Raw genomic sequence first — 19395 nt, 5'->3', positions numbered from 1 at the left:
CGAAGTATCCTTCTCCGCCGACGATTCCGCCCCTCGCACGGAGCCTGGATGCGCCCGACCCATTCCGCGTTGCTGTCTCTTCTCTGCGTCGCCGCCTGTCACTCCGCGACGGTGGCTCGCCCTGCGCCGAGTGCCGGGTCCAGCGGCTCGGTCGTGGAGCTTCGCACCGCCATCGATTCGATGGCCGATGCGCCGGAATTTTCGAATGCGCATTGGGGAATCCTCATCGTCGATCCCGAGCGTGGCGACACGCTCTACTCACGGAACGCCGGTAAGCTGTTCATGCCGGCGTCCAACATGAAAATTCTCACGAGCGCCACGGCGCTCGCGCAGCTCGGACCGGACTATCGGTTCAAGACGACCTTTGCGGCACGCGGATCGGCGAGCGGCGGAACGCTGAACGGCGACCTCGTTGTCGTTGGTCGCGGCGATCCGTCGGTGAGCGATCACATGCTGCGCGACGCGATGCTCCCCCTACGAGCCATTGCCGATTCGCTGGCGCAACGAGGCATCAAACGCATCTCCGGCCGCGTCGTCGCGGGCGGCGACGCCTTTCCGGGGGAAGTCCTCGGTTACGGCTGGTCGTACGACGATTTCGAGGATTCATATTCCGCCCCGACCGACGAGCTGCTGTTCAACGAGGGCTTCAGCGAACTGCACATACGGGCCGGTGAGCGTCCGGGCGATCCTGTGCGGGTAGAAACGCGACCGGCGAAGAGCTTTCCGCGCGTCCACGTAACGGCACGCACGATTGCCATGCCCACCGATTCGGCGACGCGGCGACGCGCGACCACGATTCGTGCGCGGAAGGACAGCACGAGTTGGGAGATCTATGTCGAGGGCGACATCGTCGCGCGCGACTCCGCGATGATCGAAGTGACGGATCACGATCCGGCGACTTCGTACCTCGCAGCGGTCCGTGAAGCGCTTCACGACAGAGGAATCGCGATCGAGAACGGAACGTCCGATACGACCGCGCACCTCGAAACTCTCGCAACGCTTTCGTCTCCGCCCCTGAGTGAAATCCTCAAGGCGTTGATGAAACCGTCGCAAAATCAGATCGCCGAGATGCTGTTTCACACCGTCGCGTTGGAGTCGACGGGAATCGGCAGCAGCGATAGCGCGCAAGCGGTGGTCGAGCGCCAAATCGCCAAGTGGGGCGTGGCGGTTCCGACAGAAGCCGTCGTGCGCGACGGGAGTGGCCTCGCACGGTACGATTACATCTCGCCACGCACCGTCGTTCGCATTCTCGACGCAATGCGCCGCGCGCCGACCTTCAAAGTCTACTATGACGCGATGCCGATCGGCGGCGTGGACGGAACGATCCGCAATCGCATGAAGGGCACGCCCGCGGCGAACAACGTTCACGCTAAAACCGGATCCGTTGCACTCGCGCGATCGCTTTCGGGGTACGTCACCACAGCCAACGGCCGCATGTTGATCTTCAGCTTTCTGGCGAACAACTGGACCGTACCCGTTCGCTCGGTTGAACGCGTGCAGGACGCGATCGCCGCGCGGCTCGCGTCGATGCAGCTCCGCTAGATGGCTCTCTCCGTCCACGAAGCAAGCGAACGGATTCTCGCCGGCGTGCAAGCCGTTGGCGTCGAGCGCATCTCACTCAACGATGCGCTCGGCCGAGTGCTCGCCGAGGACGTGCGGTCGGGAATCGAGCATCCGCCGTGGGACAACTCATCGATGGATGGCTACGCCGTGCGCGGAGATGACGTAGCGTCGGCGACAGCCGATGCTCCGGTCGTACTTCCGGTGCTGGAAACTGTGCGCGCCGGTCAGCGTCCGACCATGGCGCTTGCAACGAACACGGCGATTCGGATCATGACGGGTGCGCCGATTCCGAGCGGCGCGGACTCTGTGATTCGCGTAGAGGACACAGATGCCGGTATTGAGCGCGTCATAGTTCGCGACGCGCGCGACGTCCGTCGTAACGTGCGTCCGCGCGGCGAAGACCTCATGCCGGGAGATCTCGTCGTGTCGCGTGGCGCGGTGCTCGGTCCCGCCCAGATCGGTGTTCTCGCGTCGGTAGGTGCCGCGACAGTCTCGGTGCATCGCAGGCCACGCGTCGCCATTCTCGCATCGGGCGATGAACTCGTCGACGTCGATCGCTTCGACGAAGTCATGCGCGGTGAGCGCATCGTGTCGTCGAACAGCTATACGCTGAAAGCGAGCGTCCTCGCTGCGGGCGCCGAGCCGGTGTATCTCGGGATCGTCGGCGATGACCCGGCCGCGTACGAGGAACGACTGCGCGCGGCACCGGCGTGCGATCTGCTGATCACGTCGGGCGGCGTGTCGGTGGGCGCATTCGACTTTACTAAAGACGTGCTCCAGAAAATGGGCGCAACGCTGCATCTCTGGCGCGTGATCATGCGCCCCGGGGCGCCCGTGGGATTCGGAACACTGCGCGACATGGCGTGGCTGGGACTTCCCGGCAATCCGGTGTCGGCGATGGTGACATTCGAGCTGTTCGGGCGGCCGCTCATTCGTCGCCTCCGCGGCGAATCGACTGTTTTTCCGCGGGCGATTCCGGTGCGAGTGCGTGAGGACGTCTCGATCGCCGCTCCGCTCACACACTTCATGCGCGCGACGCTCGAATGGGAGTCCGACGGCGTCTGGGCTCGGCTCACGGGGCCACAGGGTTCCGGGCTGCTCACCTCAATGGCGCGCGCAACTGCGCTGCTCATCGTGCCGCCTGATCGCCCAATGATTCGCGCAGGCGAGTCGGCGCGCGCGCTGCTCTTGGGCGATCAAGCGGCCGCGACATTCGACGTGTGACCGACTCGAGTCTCGCCGCCGTCGAGGCATCGTTACGCCGCCGTTTTCGCGTCGTGGAAACGAACGTCAAGGTGGACGGAACGAAGCTCTCGCTGCTGCACCCAGCGAGCGCAGAAGACCTGATCGACGAGCGGGCCTTCGAGGAAGATGAACGCCTGCCCTACTGGGCCGAGCTGTGGCCGTCCTCGCGAATCATGGCGCGAGAGGTCCTCGGGTTAGTGGGTGCTGGTCGGACCCTGCTCGAACTCGGGTGTGGTTCCGGGCTAGTGTCCACCTGCGCGTCTCTCGCCGGGTTTTCCGTGGTCGCGTCGGACTACTACGAGGACGCCGTACGTTTTGCCCGCGTGAACGCCAGGCACAATGGAGCGCCGCAGGTGCGCGGCCTGATGCTGGACTGGCGCTACCTCCCGCCGAGGCTTCCGCGCTTCGACGTCGTGATTGCGTCTGACGTGCTCTACGAGCGCCCGTATGGCGCGCTCGTGGCCAAGGTTCTCGGCCGCACTTTGAGCAACGACGGCGTCGCGCTCATCGCCGACCCTGGGCGCGTCGGACGCGAAGAATTCGTGAACGCACTCGAGCCACTCGGCCTTCGGGTGGCGTCCAAAACGCCGCACCGCTTTGCCGAAGAGAAGGTGCGGCAAACGATCACGATCTTCGAGGTCGTGAGGGCGCGTGCGACCGCCGCCGAGGAGCACCCGTAGTATTTGACTTTTACCGCCCGTCTGCGTCGTAGGTGATGGTGACAGGTGACGTGCATAACGCCACCGCGGCGCTCGCGAAAACGACGCCGACGCGCGCCTCACGGCCAATCGTTTCGACCACAAACAACTCGGTGCATCCGACTCGTGTCGCCTGCGCAGGGAGAGCACGTGAATCTGTTCAATAGCGCCCGCAAAGCCCCGCAGCGTGCCTGGTTTCGCGCAACAGTCGCCACCGCCGCGTTGTTCATGGGCGCCACCTGCTCTGACCAGCCTCCGGTCGCACCACGCACCGTGGCCCCTGGCCACGCCGCCTTCTCGCTCTCGCCGCGTTTTGCCAAGCTGCCGGCGGGCGTGCCGAACGTCGCGCTGTCGAAGGTCGCGGCAATCCTGACGTCGCCCGACGGTACGACCTACCCGACTGAAGCACCGTTCGTTGGCGATAGCGCGGTGCTCACGTTCGAGGTGCCGATCTCCGGCGCGTCTGCCGTGTTCGGTCTCAACCTCACCGCGTTCGACACGCGCGGCGAAGTCGCATATACCAGCACGCAGGACCTGACGCTGCGTCCGGGCGACAATCCCCCGCCGCCGACGTCGGATCTCGTCTATGCCGCGCCGGACGCGAAGGTCACGGCAATCAAGATCACGTCGGGCGCGCTGACTCTGAAGTCGGGAAACACGGCGAACCTGGCGGTGACCGGCACCAACGCGAGTGGTCAGGCAATCTCGCCGATCCGTGTTGGCTGGACGAGCAAAGACGTGTCCATCGCGACGGTCGATCAGAACGGCATCGTCACGGCAGGTGTGAATCAGGGCTCGACGACCATCACAGCGCTGTCGGCGTCCGGCGCCACCGACGCCGTAAGCGTGAAGGTGCAGGCGCCTGTCGGCCGAGTCATCGTGGGCGCGCCCAGCCTGACCTTGCCCCGCGGAAATACGCTCGCGCTATCCGCCGAATTGCGCGACGCGAACGACCACACGATCGAAGATCGCGCCGCAACGTGGAGTTCTTCCGACCCAAGCGTCGTCAGCGTAACGCCGAGCGGAGCGGTCACCGCCAACAAGATTGGCACTGCAACACTCGCGGCTTTCGCGGAGGGCAAAGGAGCAAGCGTCAGCGTCGCGGTCGTCACGCCGGTCGATCACCTCGAGCTCACGCCCAACGACACCGTACGATTCACTTCCCTGGGCCAGGCGATTCCTCTCCTGGTGAAGATCGTCCCAGTGGCCGGTGCGTCCGTCGACGGGCTCAAGCCGAAGTTTGCCAGCACGTCGTCCACGGTAGCGACGGTAGATACGAACGGCGTCGTCACGGCGCTCACTAATGGCGATACGAGAATCACGGCGACTGTCGACGGATTCGTTGTCACCGCGAGCGTCCGCGTACTGCAAGTCGCGACTGCGGCGACCGTATCGCCGCGTGCCGTCAGCGTTGCGGCAATCGGCGGAGGGGCGGTGTTCACCGCCGTGTTCCTCGACGCGAAGGGCCAGAAGATCGACGCGCCGAAAGTGACATGGACATCGTCGGATCCCAAGATCGCGACGGTCAGTGGAAGCGGTCCGACCGCGACAGTGACCGGGCTCCGCGCGGGTTCCGTGATCATCACGGCAACGAGTGACGGAAAGTCTGACGTGGCAACGTTCGCGATCGCTCCCACCGTCTCGATACTTGTCGTCAACTCGGACCTGCCGCAGGTCACTCCCGGTCAGACCACGACGCTTTCAGCCAAGCTGGCCGACATCAACGGCAATCCGATCAGCGACGCCGTCGCGACTTTCTCCACGACGACGCCGAGCGTCGCCGCTGTCGTGGGCAATCAGCTCATCGCGATCACACCGGGAACGGCGCACGTCGTCGCGGTGGCTGGGAATCTCACCGGGTCGGCGAACATCAGGGTGGTGGCCGGTGTCGGCGGCGATCTGATCGCCGTCAACGACATGAACGCCTTCGATGACGTCGTCGGCACGGTGAACGATCCGACGAACCAATACAGATTCTTTGGGAACCTCGTCAATTACACGGGTACTGGCCCCCGGACGTCCAAAACGAACGTGATGATCTTCCGCGGCCACTCCTCCTACTGTCAGTCAACCGGAGAGTGCGATCAGACACGCACGGCGAACATCGTGAACTATCTGACGACGGTCGCGGGGTACTCCGTCAGTGACATCTTCGATCCGGCCGCGAACTTCTCGTCCCCGGTGCCTGCGTCGGTCAAAGTGGTCCTCCTCATGAACCCGACCACCACGTTCGACCCGACCGAAGTCGCGAACTTCAAGCAATTCATCGCCGAGGGCGGGCGTTTGGTCTTCGTCGGGGAGCATGGGAACTACGCGGGTGGCGCCATCATCCCGGTCGAGAATGCACTGTTTACGTCGATGGGGGTTGCGACGAGAACCACCAGTTCCGTGGTGAATTGCACATCTCCCTACAGCATTCCGCAGTCGAGCATACGGCCACACCAGATCACGGTGGGGATGACGAACTTCACGTTCGCCTGCGGATCGGACCTCACGGTCGGTCCCAAGGACATTCCGCTCTTTCTCGATCCCAGTGGAACGTTGGTACTGGCAGCAGTTCTGAAGCCCGACCCATCGAGTTCCGGATCGCAGGTCAGGTCCAGCGTACCTCACACCGCGCCGCGCGCCGCGGGAAGTGTTACTGTGGATGGGCTGAATAGGCCACGCTGATACTCAGGGGGAGCACGTGATGTTTTTTCAGAGCGCCCGCCGATCGACGCGTCGGGCGCGGATCGAAGCGATCCTCGGCGCCGCAGCACTAGTAGTTGCGGCTACCTGCTCCGATCAACCACCTGTTGCTCCACGCACAGTGGCCCCCGGCCACGCCGCGTTCTCGCTCGCCCCACGTTTCGCGAAGCTGCCGCCGGGATTCCCCGCGATTGCTCTGTCGAAGCTCGTCGCCGATCTGATCGCTCCTGACGGCAAGCACTATCCGGCCGACGCGCCATTCGTTGGCGATAGCGCTGTTTTGACCTTCGAGGTGCCGATCACGGGATCGTCGGCCCTCTTCGCATTGAGCCTCACGGCGTTCGACACGCGCGGCGAGGTTGCGTACACGAGCAGCCAGCAGCTGACTCTCCATCCCGGCGACAACCCACCTCCACCGTCGCCCGAACTCGTCTACGACGCTCCTGACGCCAAGGTCACGGCGATCAAGATCTCGTCGGGCGCACTCACGCTGAAGTCGTCCGCAACCGCCGGGCTGTCGGTTTCCGGCACGGACGCCAGCGGAAAGACGATTTCGCCGATTCGTGTCGGCTGGTCGTCAAAGGATGCGACGATCGCCACCGTCGACCAGAATGGCGTGGTCACCGCGGGCGTGAATCAGGGCGCGACCACCATCGTCGCCCGCACGGCCAGTGCAGCAGCGGATTCGATCAGCGTGAAAGTGCTGGCCGCCGTGAATCAGGTGATCGTCACGACATCGAGCCTCACGCTGCCGCGCGGCAAGACCACTCCGGTGGGCGCGGAGCTACGCGACGCCGGCGGTCATGTGATCGACGACCGAAGCGCGACGTGGAGCTCATCCGACCCGACGGTCGCTAGCGTTTCCCCGGCAGGGGCGGTGACGGCCAACAAGATCGGCAGCGCGACACTTACAGCAGCCGCCGAAGGGAGAAGCGCGAGCGTCGGTGTCACGGTAGTGACGCCGGTTGATCACATTGAGATCGGGTCGGCGAGCCTGCAGTTCAACGCCTTCACGCAGGCGTTTTCAGTCGGTGCCAAGCTCGTACCAATCGCGGGTGGCTCCGTCGACGGTCTCGTCCCGACGTTCGTGAGCAGCGCGCCGGCCGTCGTGTCGGTCGATGCCGCCGGCGTCGCAACGAGCGTCACGAACGGAACCGCGAGAATTACGGCGTCAATCGACGGACTCTCGGCGTCGGTCGATGCGACCGTGAAACAGGTTGCTGCTGCCACAACCGTATCGCCTCGCGCTGCGAGTGTATCGTCGCTCGGCTCCGCCGCGACGTTCACCGCGGCGTTCGTCGATGCCAAGGGAATCAAGATCGAATCGCCAAAGGTGACGTGGACGTCGTCGGATCCCACGATCGCAACGGTGAGTGGCGCTGGCGCGACCGGAACAGTGGTCGCCCTACGCTCCGGATCGGTCGCGATAACTGCGGCGAGCGACGGGAAGTCCGACGTCGCCACCTTCAGTGTCGCACCGACGATCTCCAGGCTAGTGGTCAATGCGGACAAGACTCAAATCACAGTTGGTGAAACTGCGATACTGTCGGCGAAGTTCGCCGATGCGCAGGGAAATCCGCTTAGCAACGCCACCGCTACGTACGCCTCGACGACCCCCGGCATCGTCACCATATCCGGCAACGTGTTGACGGCAGTCAGCGTCGGCACCGCACACATCGTCGGCACTTCCGGCGCCCTCACCGGATCGGTAGACATCAAGGTGTCGATGGGCGCAGGTGGGTCTGACCTCGTCGTGTTCCAGGACTTCAACATGTTCAACACGACGGTCGGAGGAACGGTCGATCCGACAAATCAGGCGCGCCTCATTCGGAACCTGATGGGTTTTGGCGGGAGCAAGCCACGCTCGACGGCGACAGGTCTGCTCGTGTACTACGGCAATGGCTCGTTGTGCTACTCCGATGACGCCTGCAACTCCGCCAACCTGTCGACGATTACGTCCGCTCTGGCTCAAGTCAACTACTCAGTCTCCTTTCTCGGTCCGGAAGCGAGTTTCCCGTCGACTGTCGACCCGTCGATCAAGACGATCTTGCTCATGACACCATCGTACGCCTTTCAGGATTTTGAGCTGAATACGATGATCGATTTCATGGGCCAGGGCGGTCGAGTCGTCTACGTCGGTGACTACGGACCGTACTATTCCTCCACAGGCGGAGTGGCGGCAGAAGCGAGTCTCCTCTCGAAGATGGGTTCGAGTCTCACCGTGGATCCGTCGCCGAGCGCGGTGTACGCGTGCACCGCGAGCTCGCTTATCCCTGCATCGAGCATTCGTGCCCACCAAATCACTGTCGGCTTGACTGGCCTGTCGGTCGGCTGTGCGGGACAGCTCTTCCTCGGTGCCGCGGACTCACCCCTTCTCTACGACGAAACCGGCCTCCACGTAATTGCGGCGGTCGCATCGTACGATCCACAGGGCGTCGTGGAAGAGCGCGTTCGGGCCAAGCCGCGGCGCACGTCCGCATCACCCACGCTGCCGCCGGTGACCGGCGATGGCAAGCCCCGCCCCGCCGGCGCGCCATAATTCCGACTCGGCCTCATAGAAAACGAACGGGCGACTGCATGCTGCAGTCGCCCGTTCTCTTTTCCTCTGTCGCCGAGTTACTGCAGCAACTGTCCCGCGACGACCTCGGAGATGTCGAGCACCGGAACTTCCGAATGCGCGGCATTCACACCGTCAGTGATCATCGTCATACAGAACGGACACGCGACCGCGATCGTGTCGGCGCCAGTTGCGAGAAGCTCCTCGGTGCGTTCTACGTTGATGCGCTTGCCCGTGCGCTCTTCCATGAACATCCGCCCGCCACCAGCACCGCAGCACAAGCCACGATCCTTCGTGCGCTTCGGCTCCACGAGATTGATCACCGGCAGCGCACGCTTCAGCGTCTCGCGCGGCGCCTCGTAGACGTCGTTGTAGCGGCCGAGATAACACGAATCGTGATACGCCACCGTGAGCCGCTGGCCCTCGGCTGACTTGAGCGGCACCAGATTCTCCTGCAGCAACCGCTCGATGTACGTCGAGTGGTGAATGACTTCGTAGTTGCCGCCGAGCTGCGGGAATTCATTGCCCATCTGATGGAAGCAGTGCGGGCAGCTCGTGACGATCGTGTTCACTTCATAGCGATCGAGAGTCTCGATCGTGTCCTTGGCCAGCATCTGATAGAGATACTCATTGCCCATGCGACGTGCCGGGTCGCCGTGGCAATGCTCTTCCTGGCCGAGAATGGCGAAGTTGATGTTGCAGGCCTTGAGGATTCTCGCAAAGGCCACCGTGATCTTCTTCGCGCGGTCGTCGAACGAACCCATGCACCCAACCCAGAACAGCACGTCCGGGCGATCGCCCCGCTCCATCGCCTCGGCCATCGTGAGGATGTCCATCCCCTCGGCCCACTTCGCGCGGTCGCCAGGGCTGAACGCCCAAGGCGAGCCGTTTCGCTCGAGCGACTCGAACGCCGGCTGAATTTCTTCAGGGAAGCGTGATTCCGAGAGCACCAGGTAGCGGCGCATCTCATTGATCACGTCGAGCTGGTCGATCGAGACAGGACATTCCTGGACGCATGCGCGACAGCTCGTGCACGCCCATAGTTCCTCGTCGGTGATGTACGTGTCGAGCAGACGGTCGGCCATCACCTGCGCAGCGCTTGTCGCGCCGGCGTCGCCACCTTCGCCGTGGACCAGGCGCGGATGCGAAAACTCCATTCGGTCGCCCGTCACGAGCGGACCTTTTTCCATCAACCGCTGTCGCGCATTGACGACGATCTTGCGCGGGCTGAGCAGCTTGCCGGTGAGATTCGCTGGACACGCCGCAGTACAACGACCGCACTCCGTGCAGGAGTAGCCGTCGAGCAGATTCTTCCACGTCAGGTTCTCGACGTCGGACGCGCCGAACTGTTCGACCTCTGCCTCGAGATCCATCGGACGCATCACGCCCTTCTGTCCTGGCCCGCTCGTATTCGACAGATAGACGTTGATCAGCGACGTCGCGACGTGGAGATGCTTGGAGTACGGCAGGTAGTTCAGGAACGTGAGAATGAGCAGCGCATGCATCCACCAGAACGTGGCGGCGAGCTTGGCCGGGTGCGCATCGAACGGCGCGATGACGTTGGCCAGCGTACGCGAGAACACCTTCTCCGGTCCAACCGTCAGCGGGTCGACGAGATACTGGCAAGCATTCGTCAGGAGCAGCGTCACCATCAGGCCGCCGATCATGCTGAGAATGATCAGCGCGTCCGTGTGCTCGAGCTTATCGCCTTCCAGTCGACGCGGATGCAACACGAGCCGTCGATAGAATGCGAAGCCGATCGCGGCGACGACGAGTGCGGCAAAGCCGTCCTGCGACAAACCGTAGAGCTGGAAAATCGGCTTCGGCAGGAACAGGCCGAATGAGAACTTTGGAAAGACGCCCTGAATCAGGATCTCGACGGTGCCGGCGGTAAGCACCATGAAGCCCCAAAAGATCGTGGCGTGCATGGCGCCGGCGACGGGATCACGGAAGATCTTCGTCTGCGCGATACCGATCGTCAGGACGTTCTTGAGGCGAACGAACGGGTGGTCCGAGCGATCGTCGGCCTGACCGATTCGCATGTACGACACCAGGCGTTGGACGTTGAGCGCGAAGAAACCAGCGCCAATCGTCAACACGAACAGAAACAGCCCGTTCGACGCCGCCATCAGTGGTGCGCCTTGGCCTCGCGAACCGCTACGGTCAGCGCGGGCACGACCTCGAGCACATCACCCACGATCCCGTAGTCAGCCACCTTGAAGATCGGCGCCTCTTTGTCCTTGTTGATCGCCACGATCGTCTTCGACGTGCGCATGCCGGCAAGGTGCTGAATGGCGCCGGAGATTCCCACGGCGACATACAGCTGCGGACTCACCTGTCGCCCGGTCTGTCCGATCTGATCGCTATGCGGACGCCAGCCATCGTCGGTCACCGCGCGCGTCGCACCGACCGCCGCGTTACCGAACGCCGCCGCAAGATCCTCGACGAGCTTGAAGTTCTCCGGCGCCTTGAGTCCGCGACCACCAGACACGATCACCGGCGCTTCGCCGAGATCGATCTTTCCCTTTCCGCCTTCGATGATCTCTTTCACCACCACGCGCGACGCCGATGGATCGGATGCCGGGGCCATCGTCTCGCTCTTTGTCTGACGCGGCGCGGCCTGCGCCGTGATCGCGCTCGGACGCACCGCAATAACGGCCAGCGGTCCGCGAATCGAGAGCGTCGTGATCACCTTGTTCGCGTATGCCGGATGCTTCACGACGAGCGCGTCGCCTTCGACTTTGATGTCCGTCACGTCAGCGGCGATCGGCGCATCGAGCTTGGCGGCGACCCGCGGTCCGACGTCGCGACCCTGCGACGAGAAGCCAAGCACCACCGCGCGATATTTCCCACCTTTCGCACGTGCGGCGATCGTTGACGCAACCGCTTCACGATCAAAGTTTGTGAAATTGGCGTGCTCCACGGCGATCACGACGTCGGCGCCATACTGGCCGAGTTGATCCGCGGCTGCACCAACGCCAGACGTTCCGGCGACGAGCGCGTGCACTTCCCCGCCGCCCGATGCATCGGCCAACGCGCGCGCTGCGGTCACCGCCTCGAGCGCGACTTTGCGCAGCGCATTGCCACGCGTTTCTGCAAAGACAAGAACGTTTGCCATATCGATCAGAGCACCTTGGCTTCGGTTTGCAGCAAACGAATGAGCTCCGGAATTGCCGCAACGCCTTCGCCAATGATCCGGCCAGCGGGGCGCTCCGGCGGAAGCTCCATTCCCTTCACCGTGACTCGCACCTCGCCCAGCTGCGCGGGTTTGGTCTCGAGTGGCTTCTTCTTCGCCGCCATGATGTTCTTGAGCGACGGATAGCGCGGACGCGCAATGCCTTCGTCGATGGTCACGACGGCCGGCAGTGGGAACTCGACGATCTCCGCAGCGCCTTCGAGTTCACGTCGCGCGGTTCCCTTTCCGCCGGCGATATCCAGCTTGGTCGCCGCGGTCACGCATGGAACGCCAAGCAGCTCGGCCGTTGCTGTTCCGACGACGCCAGACGACGTATCGAACGCATGCTTGCCGAACAGCACGAGATCGAAGCCACCAGCCTTCAACTCAGCGGCAAGCGCCTTCGCGACGGCGAGTCCGTCGTACGGCACAGCGTCGGTCTTCAGTTGCACGGCGCGGTCGGCGCCCATGCTCATCGCCTTGCGCAGCGTTTCCTGAACGGCGTCGGGGCCAACGGCAAACACCACCGTTTCTCCCGGCCCCTGCTTCTCATTCAGCTGCAGCGCGACTTCGACCGCATAACTGGCAAAATCGTCGATGTCGAATTTCAGCCCCGTCTCGTCGATGGATGTCGACGACGCGGCAATCTTGAAGCGCGACTCCGAATCGGGAGTTCGCTTGATGCAGACGGCAATTTTCACCGCCGAACCTCGCTCGAATGGTTGGGTTGACTCGTGATCACTTGAACGCGTTGAGCCCGGTCACAGCCTGACCCAGGATGAGGGAATGCACGTCGTGCGTGCCCTCATACGTGTACACGCTCTCGAGATTCTCCATGTGACGCATCGCCGAGTACTCGGCGAGAATGCCATTGGCGCCGAGCATACGGCGCGCCTCGCGCGCGATGTCCGTCGCCATGTTGACGTTGTTACGCTTGGCGAGTGACACCTGCTGGGGCGTGAACGTGCCCGCGTCTTTCAGACGACCCAGGTGCAGCGACACGAGCTGCGCCTTCACGATCTCCGTGAGCATGTCAGCGAGACGCACCTGCTGAATCTGGAATCCGCCGATTGGCCGATCGAACATTACGCGCTGCTTGGAGTATTCGAGCGCTTCCTCGAAGCACGCCATCGCCGCGCCGATCGCGCCCCACGAAATGCCATAGCGCGCCTGCGTGAGGCACATCAACGGACTCTTGAGGCCCCCGCTCTTCGGAAGAATCGCATCGGCCGGCAATACGACATCTTGAAACACGAGTTCGCTCGTGTCGCTCGCACGTAGGGAGAGCTTGCCCTTCTGATCTTTGGCCTTGAAGCCCTTGCTGTTCGTCGGCACCACGAAACCACGGATCGACGCGTCGCTCGGATCTCCATTGGTCTTGGCCCACACGACGGCGATCTGCGCGGTGGATCCGTTCGTGATCCACATCTTTCCGCCGTTGAGCAGCCACGTACCGTCCTTCTGCTCCTTCGCCATCGTAATCATGCCCGACGGATTCGATCCGTAGTCAGGCTCGGTCAGGCCGAAGCAGCCGATCGTTTCGCCGGCGGCCATTTTGGGCAGATGAGTCTTCTTCTGCTCTTCGCTGCCAAACGCGTAGATCGGGTACATCGCCAGAGAACCCTGCACGGAAGCGAACGATCGCAGGCCCGAATCACCGCGCTCTAGTTCCTGATTGATCAGGCCGTACGCGACGTTATTGAGCCCCGCGCACCCGTATTCCTCAGGCAGGTTGGCGCCGAGCACACCGAGCTGGGCCATTTCCGGAATGAGTTCGCGCGGGAAGCGCCCTTCTACATAGCAGGTGCCGATGATTGGCAAAACGCGCTCGTCGACGAAACGACGGACGCTGTCTCGCACAGCACGCTCTTCCTCGGAGAGGAGGCTGTCGATATTGAAGAAATCAAGCATGCATGGAAGCTACAGCCGAATGGCTGTTTGCGCCGCCTAGTGGTTGGAGTGCGCGGCCACACCGGGTGCGCGACGCGCCGCCGGTTCGATACCCACCTCGCGGGCCTTGGCGCGGAACGCGGAGCCGTGATCGATGGTGCGGCCAGTTTCGTCCTGCCACTGATGCACCATCTCGTGTAGCAGCGTGTGGAGCGCCTCTTCCCAGCCATGGCGGCGGATGTGCCGCCAGCTGATCGCGATCTCACCCTCCTCGCCCCGCCTCGCCGCGGAATAGTGGCCGAGGCGGCTTTTCATCCGACGGGAGACTCGCACCGGAACCGGCTTGAGCGTGCCCGCGAAGTGGTCGGCGTTGTACCGCTCATGCCACAGCGTCAGCTTCGCGGCTACCGGCTCGTCTTCGGGGCGGGTTCGTTCACGGCGCGAGGGACCTCGCGGAGGCGTTTCGACCGAAAACGACACGATCTGCCGTTGCGCCGCTTTCCGCTCGGCGCGCGACCGCCCTTCGATGAACTGGACTATCGCCTGGTGAATTTCGCTGGGCGCCGATAGGTAGCCCTCGTGCACGCGAAGCTCGTTGCCGCGATAGCTCACCATCACGTTCCGATTGCGCGTCAGGCGACAGTCGCCGATTCGCCGAAGTCCGAGAGCGCGGAGTCGTGCAAGCAGTTCAGCGGCGTCGCGCGGCGCGCCGTCCAGCTCCAGCGTGAGCTGCGATGTGTCGCGTCGCCGTCGAAAAACCGACTTTAGCGCTTGAAGCATTTCACGGGTCCGGCGACGAAATCCTTCCGTTCGTCCGACCAGAGGAGGGTCGACACCTCGATCTCGGAATCCGTAATGCTGATGCTGTTCACGGAGCTCGGACGACCGCCGCGCGACCGGTTACTGATCGTCCCCGACGTGGAAATGATCGTGCCGCGCTTCGTGTGCTCGATGTAGTGAACGGCCTCCTGATGGTCGTGGCCGCACAACACCAGCTCGACGTCCATCTCAGCGAATGCGCCCAGAACTCGCTGAGTGTTCTTGAGGCCGTGGCGCTGCGACAGCTCGCCCTTCACTGGATTGTGGTGCATCACGATGATGCGCGCGTCGCCCGACCGCGAACGCTCGAACTCCGACCGCGCACGTTCAATCTGGCCGCGGGACAGATGCCCGATGATCGACAGGTCGCGCATGTTCCACGTCAGCGTTCGCAAAATCACGCCTTGCGACGTGTTCAGCCCGACGATCGTGGCGCCGGCAATGCGCATCACCGGCTCGAGGTCCGGGCTGATGTACTGCCGGTACTTCTCGTACATCCGCGCTTCGTCGCCAAGACCGAGCGGCGAGCGCCACCACGCCACGTCATGGTTCCCTGGCACGACGATGGTGTGGCTGACTCGTTCGGCCTTTTTCAGGAACTCGCGCGCGCGCTGGAATTCGCCGGCACGCGCGCGCTGCGAGACGTCGCCCGAAATTGCGACGACGTCATACTTCCGATCCTGAATGATTGCTTCGATCGCCTCGTACTGCGCCGGAACCGCCGGATGCCCGAAATGGAGATCGGAGCAGTGGAAGAGGGTCGTGACTGTCACAGCTTCGCGATGATGGCGTCGGTGAACTGATCGGTCGTCGCGGTGCCGCCGAGATCTTGCGTTACCGTTTTGCCTTCACGCACCGTCGTCTCGAGCGCCGTGCGAATTCTTCGCGCGCGATCAGTCTGACCGATGTGATCGAGCAGCATGCACGCGGCGAGGATCACAGCACCCGGATTCGCGATGCCCTTGCCCGCAATGTCCGGAGCTGTCCCATGCACGGCTTCGAAAATTGCGCCGTTCACGCCGATGTTCGCGCCCGGCGCGAGACCAAGTCCGCCCACGAGCCCCGAGATCTGATCGGAGAGAATATCGCCGAAGAGATTCGTCGTCACGATGACGTCGAAGCGCTCCGGGTGCAGGACGAGGTTCATCGCCATTGCGTCGACGATGCGCTCCTCGAACTCGATCTGCCCGGCGTAGTCGCGCGCCACCATTCGTCCGGTGTCGAGAAACAGTCCCTGTGAGAACTTGAGAATGTTCGCCTTGTGGACGAGCGTCACCTTCTTGCGGTTGTGCTTCACCGCGTAGTCGAAGGCGTAACGTACGATGCGCTCCGATCCACCGCGCGTGATGATCGCGATCGACTCGGCGGCTGCACGTGCGTCGTCGCCGACGCGAATGTAGTGCTCGATGCCGACGTACAGGCCCTCGGTGTTCTCGCGAATCAGCACGAGGTCGAGATCCTGATACCGTCCGCCAGGGATGATCGAATACGCCGGCCGAACGTTGGCGTAGAGATCGAACGTCTTGCGAAGGGCAACGTTGATCGAGCGATAGCCTTCGCCGACGGGCGTCTCGAGCGGGCCCTTGAGGGCCAACTTGGTTCGCTTGATCGAATCGAGCGTCGCGTCGGGAATCGGGTCGCCAAAGCGCGCCACACCGGCCATGCCGGCGAGCTGCGTATCCCACTCGATATCGGCACCGGCCGCGTCGAGAATTCTGACGGTCGCCGCACTAATCGACGGGCCAATGCCGTCGCCAGGAATGAGCGTTACTGGTGTAGCCACAGGATCCGAATACGTAGTTGTAAGAGCACGCGAACCTGTCGTTCCGGCTCGCGACGTGCCGCGAAATCTAGCGACGTCAGTTCGTTCCGCCTTGTGCGTTTCCGCACCCTGGCGGAGTCATTGCGCCGAGATGACGTCAGCCAGTTTGGACGCGATGCTCGCCATGATCGCGGGACCGAATGCGGACACCGGCTCGCTCGTGATTTCGCCAATCCACTTCACGTTCGACATGCGCGCATCGAGCAGCACGACACGGAGCACCCCTTGGCCCATCGCCGTACCCGTGGGTTCGATGCGCATCTCCACCGGCGCGAGCACGAAGCGAACGTCGTCATGCAGGGCGACCAACGTCCGAACCTGCGACGCCAGTGGCTCGGCGAGCCGAGACTCGATCGCCAGCGATGGAGATCGTAGCGGTTCCTCGGCCAGGCCGTATGGATCGGCCGCGTACGTCGTGTTTCGCTTGTAGCTCAGCGCGAGGTCGGCTGGGAGGAGCCACGCCTTGCGAATGCCATGCTCCTCGAGCGCCGCCTGGATGTCGGCGTCCAGAGTCGTTCTGACGTCGGCCGGTCGGCCCATGGCCGCGGACCAGGCCAGCCCTGGCGCCAGGCGCACCATATAGGTGGGCAGCACGGCGACGTGTTGAGCGGCAAGCCCAGAGAGGGCGTGGGCTGGCGGCTCTGGCGCCGTTTTCGGCGGTCCTCCACCACAGGAAAGTGTGATGGCGCACAGACTCACGAGCATTGAACGAAGTCTCGACATGACAAGAACCTAGCTGGTGGATCGCAGGTGTATCAACGAAACTTGGCCCCGCGCGTACCAAGGGTTGCCGTCGTTTGCGTCCCCGACCCTTGTTAGCGGTCGGCCCGCGCAACAATTTGCCCCGACTTCACCGGAGCTCCCACCTCATGACGAAGGTCTTCCGCGCGAGTATCTGGCTTTTGATCGCGATCGCCGGATCAACGGCGCTCGCACACGTTGCGCTCACGCGTGGCGAAACGATCAACGCGGCCTGGATCCTTACGGCAGCTGTCTGCAGCTATGCCGTCGCGTATCGGTTCTACAGCAAGTTCATTGCGTCCAAGATCTTCGCGCTCGACGCCAAACGCACGACACCGGCGGTCAGGCTCGACGATGGACGGGACTTCGTTCCGACCAACCGGTGGGTGGTTTTCGGACACCATTTTGCCGCGATCGCCGGCCCTGGCCCGCTCGTTGGGCCTACGCTCGCCGCACAATTCGGATACCTCCCCGGCGTCATCTGGATCATCGTCGGCGTCGCCCTGGGCGGCGCGGTACAGGACTTCGTCATCCTTGCCTCCTCTGTACGCCGAGACGGCAAATCGCTCGGTCAGATGGCCCGCGAGGAGATTGGGCCGGTTGCCGGCGTCACGGCGCTCGTCGCGGTCCTAGGCATCATGGTGGTGCTGCTCGCGGTGTTGGCGCTGGTCGTGGTCAACGCGCTCAAGTCGAGTCCCTGGGGCACCGTGACGATTGGACTCACCGTCCCGATCGCGATCCTCATGGGTGTGTACCTCCGCTGGATTCGCCCGGGCCGCGTTCTCGAGGCAACGGCGATGGGCCTCGTGCTGCTTGGCGTCGCGCTCTACGCCGGCCGCTGGGTTGGCGAACACCCGTCGCTCGCAGCGACGTTCACCTTCAGCGGGCCAACGATTGCGCTGGCGATCATGGTCTACAGCTTCGCCGCGTCGGTAGCGCCGGTGTGGCTGCTGCTCGCTCCGCGTGACTACCTATCTGCGTTCGTGAAGATCGGTGTCGTCATCGCTCTCGCCGTCGGTATTCTCGTCTCGCTGCCGCCGCTGCACATGCCGGCGCTGACGCAGTTCGTCGACGGATCGGGACCTGTCTTCGCCGGTAAGGTCTTTCCCTTCGCATTCATCACGATCGCCTGCGGCGCGATATCAGGATTTCACGCGCTCGTGTCATCTGGCACTACTCCAAAGCTGCTCGCGCGAGAAGACGACGCACGGATGGTCGGCTACGGCAGCATGATCATGGAGTCGCTCGTCGCGATCATGGCGTTGATTGCAGCCTGCGCGCTCACCCCGGGCGTCTACTTCGCGATCAACTCGCCGGCGAGCGCCATTGGCACCACGGCAGCCAGCGCCGCCGAAGCGGTTCGTCATTGGGGCTTCACGCTCAATCCGGCAGAGATGGAGCAGCTCGCCAAGCAAGTGGGTGAGTCCTCGCTGCTGTCGCGCACAGGTGGCGCGCCGAGTCTTGCCGTGGGCATGGCGCAGTTGTTCTCGAACATCATCGGCGGCGGCACCGCGCTGGCGATCTGGTACCACTTCGCGATCATGTTCGAGGCGCTCTTCATTCTCACGACGCTCGACGCCGGCACGCGCGTTGGCCGGTTCATGCTGCAAGATCTCGGACGGCACATCTGGGCGCCGATTGGCAGAACGTCGTGGTACCCAGCCATCGTGATCTCGAGCGGTGTGATCGTCGCCATGTGGGGACACTTCCTCTACCAGGGCGTCATCGATCCGCTCGGCGGCATCAACTCACTGTGGCCGTTGTTCGGAATCTCTAATCAGTTGTTGGCCACCGTCGCGCTATGCGTCGGCACGACGATCATCATCAAGATGGGCAAGGCGCGTTTTGCGTGGGTCACGCTGCTGCCCATGACGTGGTTGGCGATCGTGACGATGACCGCCGGTTGGGCGAAGCTCTTCTCGCCCGATCCGAAGCTTGGCTTCCTCGCTCATGCTCACCTGGTCGAAAACCAGATCGCGACGTCCACGCTGCCCGCGGTGGTCAAAACCATCGCTGACGCGCGCCGCATGGTCTTCAACGACTATCTCGACGCTGCGGTCGCCGCGTTCTTCATGATCTCGGTCGTCGTCATCATCGCTGACAGCCTTCGCGAATGGACGGTCGTCATCATGGGCCGAAAGCAAGTCACGTCATCGGAAGTTCCGTTCACGGCCCTGCCGGCCGCGGGCGATTGAAA

At 63.3% G+C, this 19395-nt stretch carries 14 protein-coding genes; 6 read left to right on the top strand and 8 right to left on the bottom strand.

Annotated features, from left to right (window positions below):
• Positions 1-48: 48 nt before the first annotated feature.
• The 5 genes from dacB to AC6H4Z_RS07835 all read left to right on the top strand — a co-directional run bounded on the left by dacB (position 49) and on the right by AC6H4Z_RS07835 (position 8733).
• A complete protein-coding gene (gene dacB, locus AC6H4Z_RS07855; protein WP_497546197.1) occupies positions 49-1542 on the top strand; it encodes a D-alanyl-D-alanine carboxypeptidase/D-alanyl-D-alanine endopeptidase in 1494 nt (497 codons plus the stop codon).
• Complete coding sequence (locus tag AC6H4Z_RS07850) at positions 1543-2787, top strand: molybdopterin molybdotransferase MoeA (protein ID WP_497546196.1); 1245 nt, start codon at positions 1543-1545, stop codon at positions 2785-2787.
• Positions 2784-3488: a class I SAM-dependent methyltransferase gene (locus AC6H4Z_RS07845; RefSeq protein ID WP_497546195.1), complete on the top strand. Its 705-nt coding sequence runs from the start codon at positions 2784-2786 to the stop codon at positions 3486-3488. The genes AC6H4Z_RS07850 and AC6H4Z_RS07845 overlap by 4 nt, the downstream gene beginning before the upstream one ends.
• A 168-nt stretch (positions 3489-3656) precedes the next feature.
• Entirely contained in the window at positions 3657-6176 is a 2520-nt protein-coding gene (locus tag AC6H4Z_RS07840) for an Ig-like domain-containing protein (protein WP_497546194.1), read from the top strand.
• A gap of 19 nt (positions 6177-6195) precedes the next feature.
• Positions 6196-8733 carry an Ig-like domain-containing protein gene (locus AC6H4Z_RS07835; protein WP_497546193.1) on the top strand — a complete coding sequence of 846 codons (2538 nt, stop codon included), beginning with the start codon at positions 6196-6198 and terminating at the stop codon, positions 8731-8733.
• A gap of 77 nt (positions 8734-8810) precedes the next feature.
• Here the strand turns inward: AC6H4Z_RS07835 and AC6H4Z_RS07830 are convergent, their stop codons facing one another.
• From AC6H4Z_RS07830 to AC6H4Z_RS07795, 8 genes are all read right to left on the bottom strand, one after another.
• Complete coding sequence (locus AC6H4Z_RS07830) at positions 8811-10880, bottom strand: (Fe-S)-binding protein (protein WP_497546192.1); 2070 nt, start codon at positions 10878-10880, stop codon at positions 8811-8813.
• Positions 10880-11869 carry an electron transfer flavoprotein subunit alpha/FixB family protein gene (locus tag AC6H4Z_RS07825; protein WP_497546191.1) on the bottom strand — a complete coding sequence of 330 codons (990 nt, stop codon included), beginning with the start codon at positions 11867-11869 and terminating at the stop codon, positions 10880-10882. The genes AC6H4Z_RS07830 and AC6H4Z_RS07825 overlap by 1 nt, the downstream gene beginning before the upstream one ends.
• Before the next feature lie 5 nt (positions 11870-11874).
• Positions 11875-12627, bottom strand: coding sequence for an electron transfer flavoprotein subunit beta/FixA family protein (locus AC6H4Z_RS07820; protein WP_497546190.1), 753 nt, complete (start codon positions 12625-12627; stop codon positions 11875-11877).
• A 37-nt stretch (positions 12628-12664) separates the two neighbouring features.
• Positions 12665-13837: an acyl-CoA dehydrogenase family protein gene (locus AC6H4Z_RS07815; protein WP_497546189.1), complete on the bottom strand. Its 1173-nt coding sequence runs from the start codon at positions 13835-13837 to the stop codon at positions 12665-12667.
• Positions 13838-13873: 36 nt separating this feature from the next.
• Positions 13874-14596 carry a SprT-like domain-containing protein gene (locus tag AC6H4Z_RS07810; RefSeq protein WP_497546188.1) on the bottom strand — a complete coding sequence of 241 codons (723 nt, stop codon included), beginning with the start codon at positions 14594-14596 and terminating at the stop codon, positions 13874-13876.
• Positions 14581-15408 (bottom strand): metallophosphoesterase family protein, encoded by an 828-nt coding sequence (locus AC6H4Z_RS07805; RefSeq protein WP_497546187.1) that lies wholly within the window; start codon positions 15406-15408, stop codon positions 14581-14583. The genes AC6H4Z_RS07810 and AC6H4Z_RS07805 overlap by 16 nt, the downstream gene beginning before the upstream one ends.
• A complete protein-coding gene (locus AC6H4Z_RS07800) occupies positions 15405-16418 on the bottom strand; it encodes an isocitrate/isopropylmalate dehydrogenase family protein (RefSeq protein WP_497546186.1) in 1014 nt (337 codons plus the stop codon). Before AC6H4Z_RS07800 ends, AC6H4Z_RS07805 begins: the two co-directional genes overlap by 4 nt.
• A 117-nt stretch (positions 16419-16535) precedes the next feature.
• Positions 16536-17180, bottom strand: a complete 645-nt coding sequence (locus AC6H4Z_RS07795; RefSeq protein ID WP_497546185.1) for a hypothetical protein — start codon at positions 17178-17180, stop codon at positions 16536-16538.
• A gap of 146 nt (positions 17181-17326) precedes the next feature.
• On the opposite strand from AC6H4Z_RS07795, the gene AC6H4Z_RS07790 reads away from it, so the two are divergent.
• A complete protein-coding gene (locus AC6H4Z_RS07790; RefSeq protein ID WP_497546184.1) occupies positions 17327-19393 on the top strand; it encodes a carbon starvation CstA family protein in 2067 nt (688 codons plus the stop codon).
• Positions 19394-19395: the final 2 nt, after the last annotated feature.

This window comes from Leucogemmata humicola, assembly GCF_055379415.1.
Note: the sequence above shows the minus strand (reverse complement) of the source record. Positions and strands in the feature narration are given on the sequence as shown.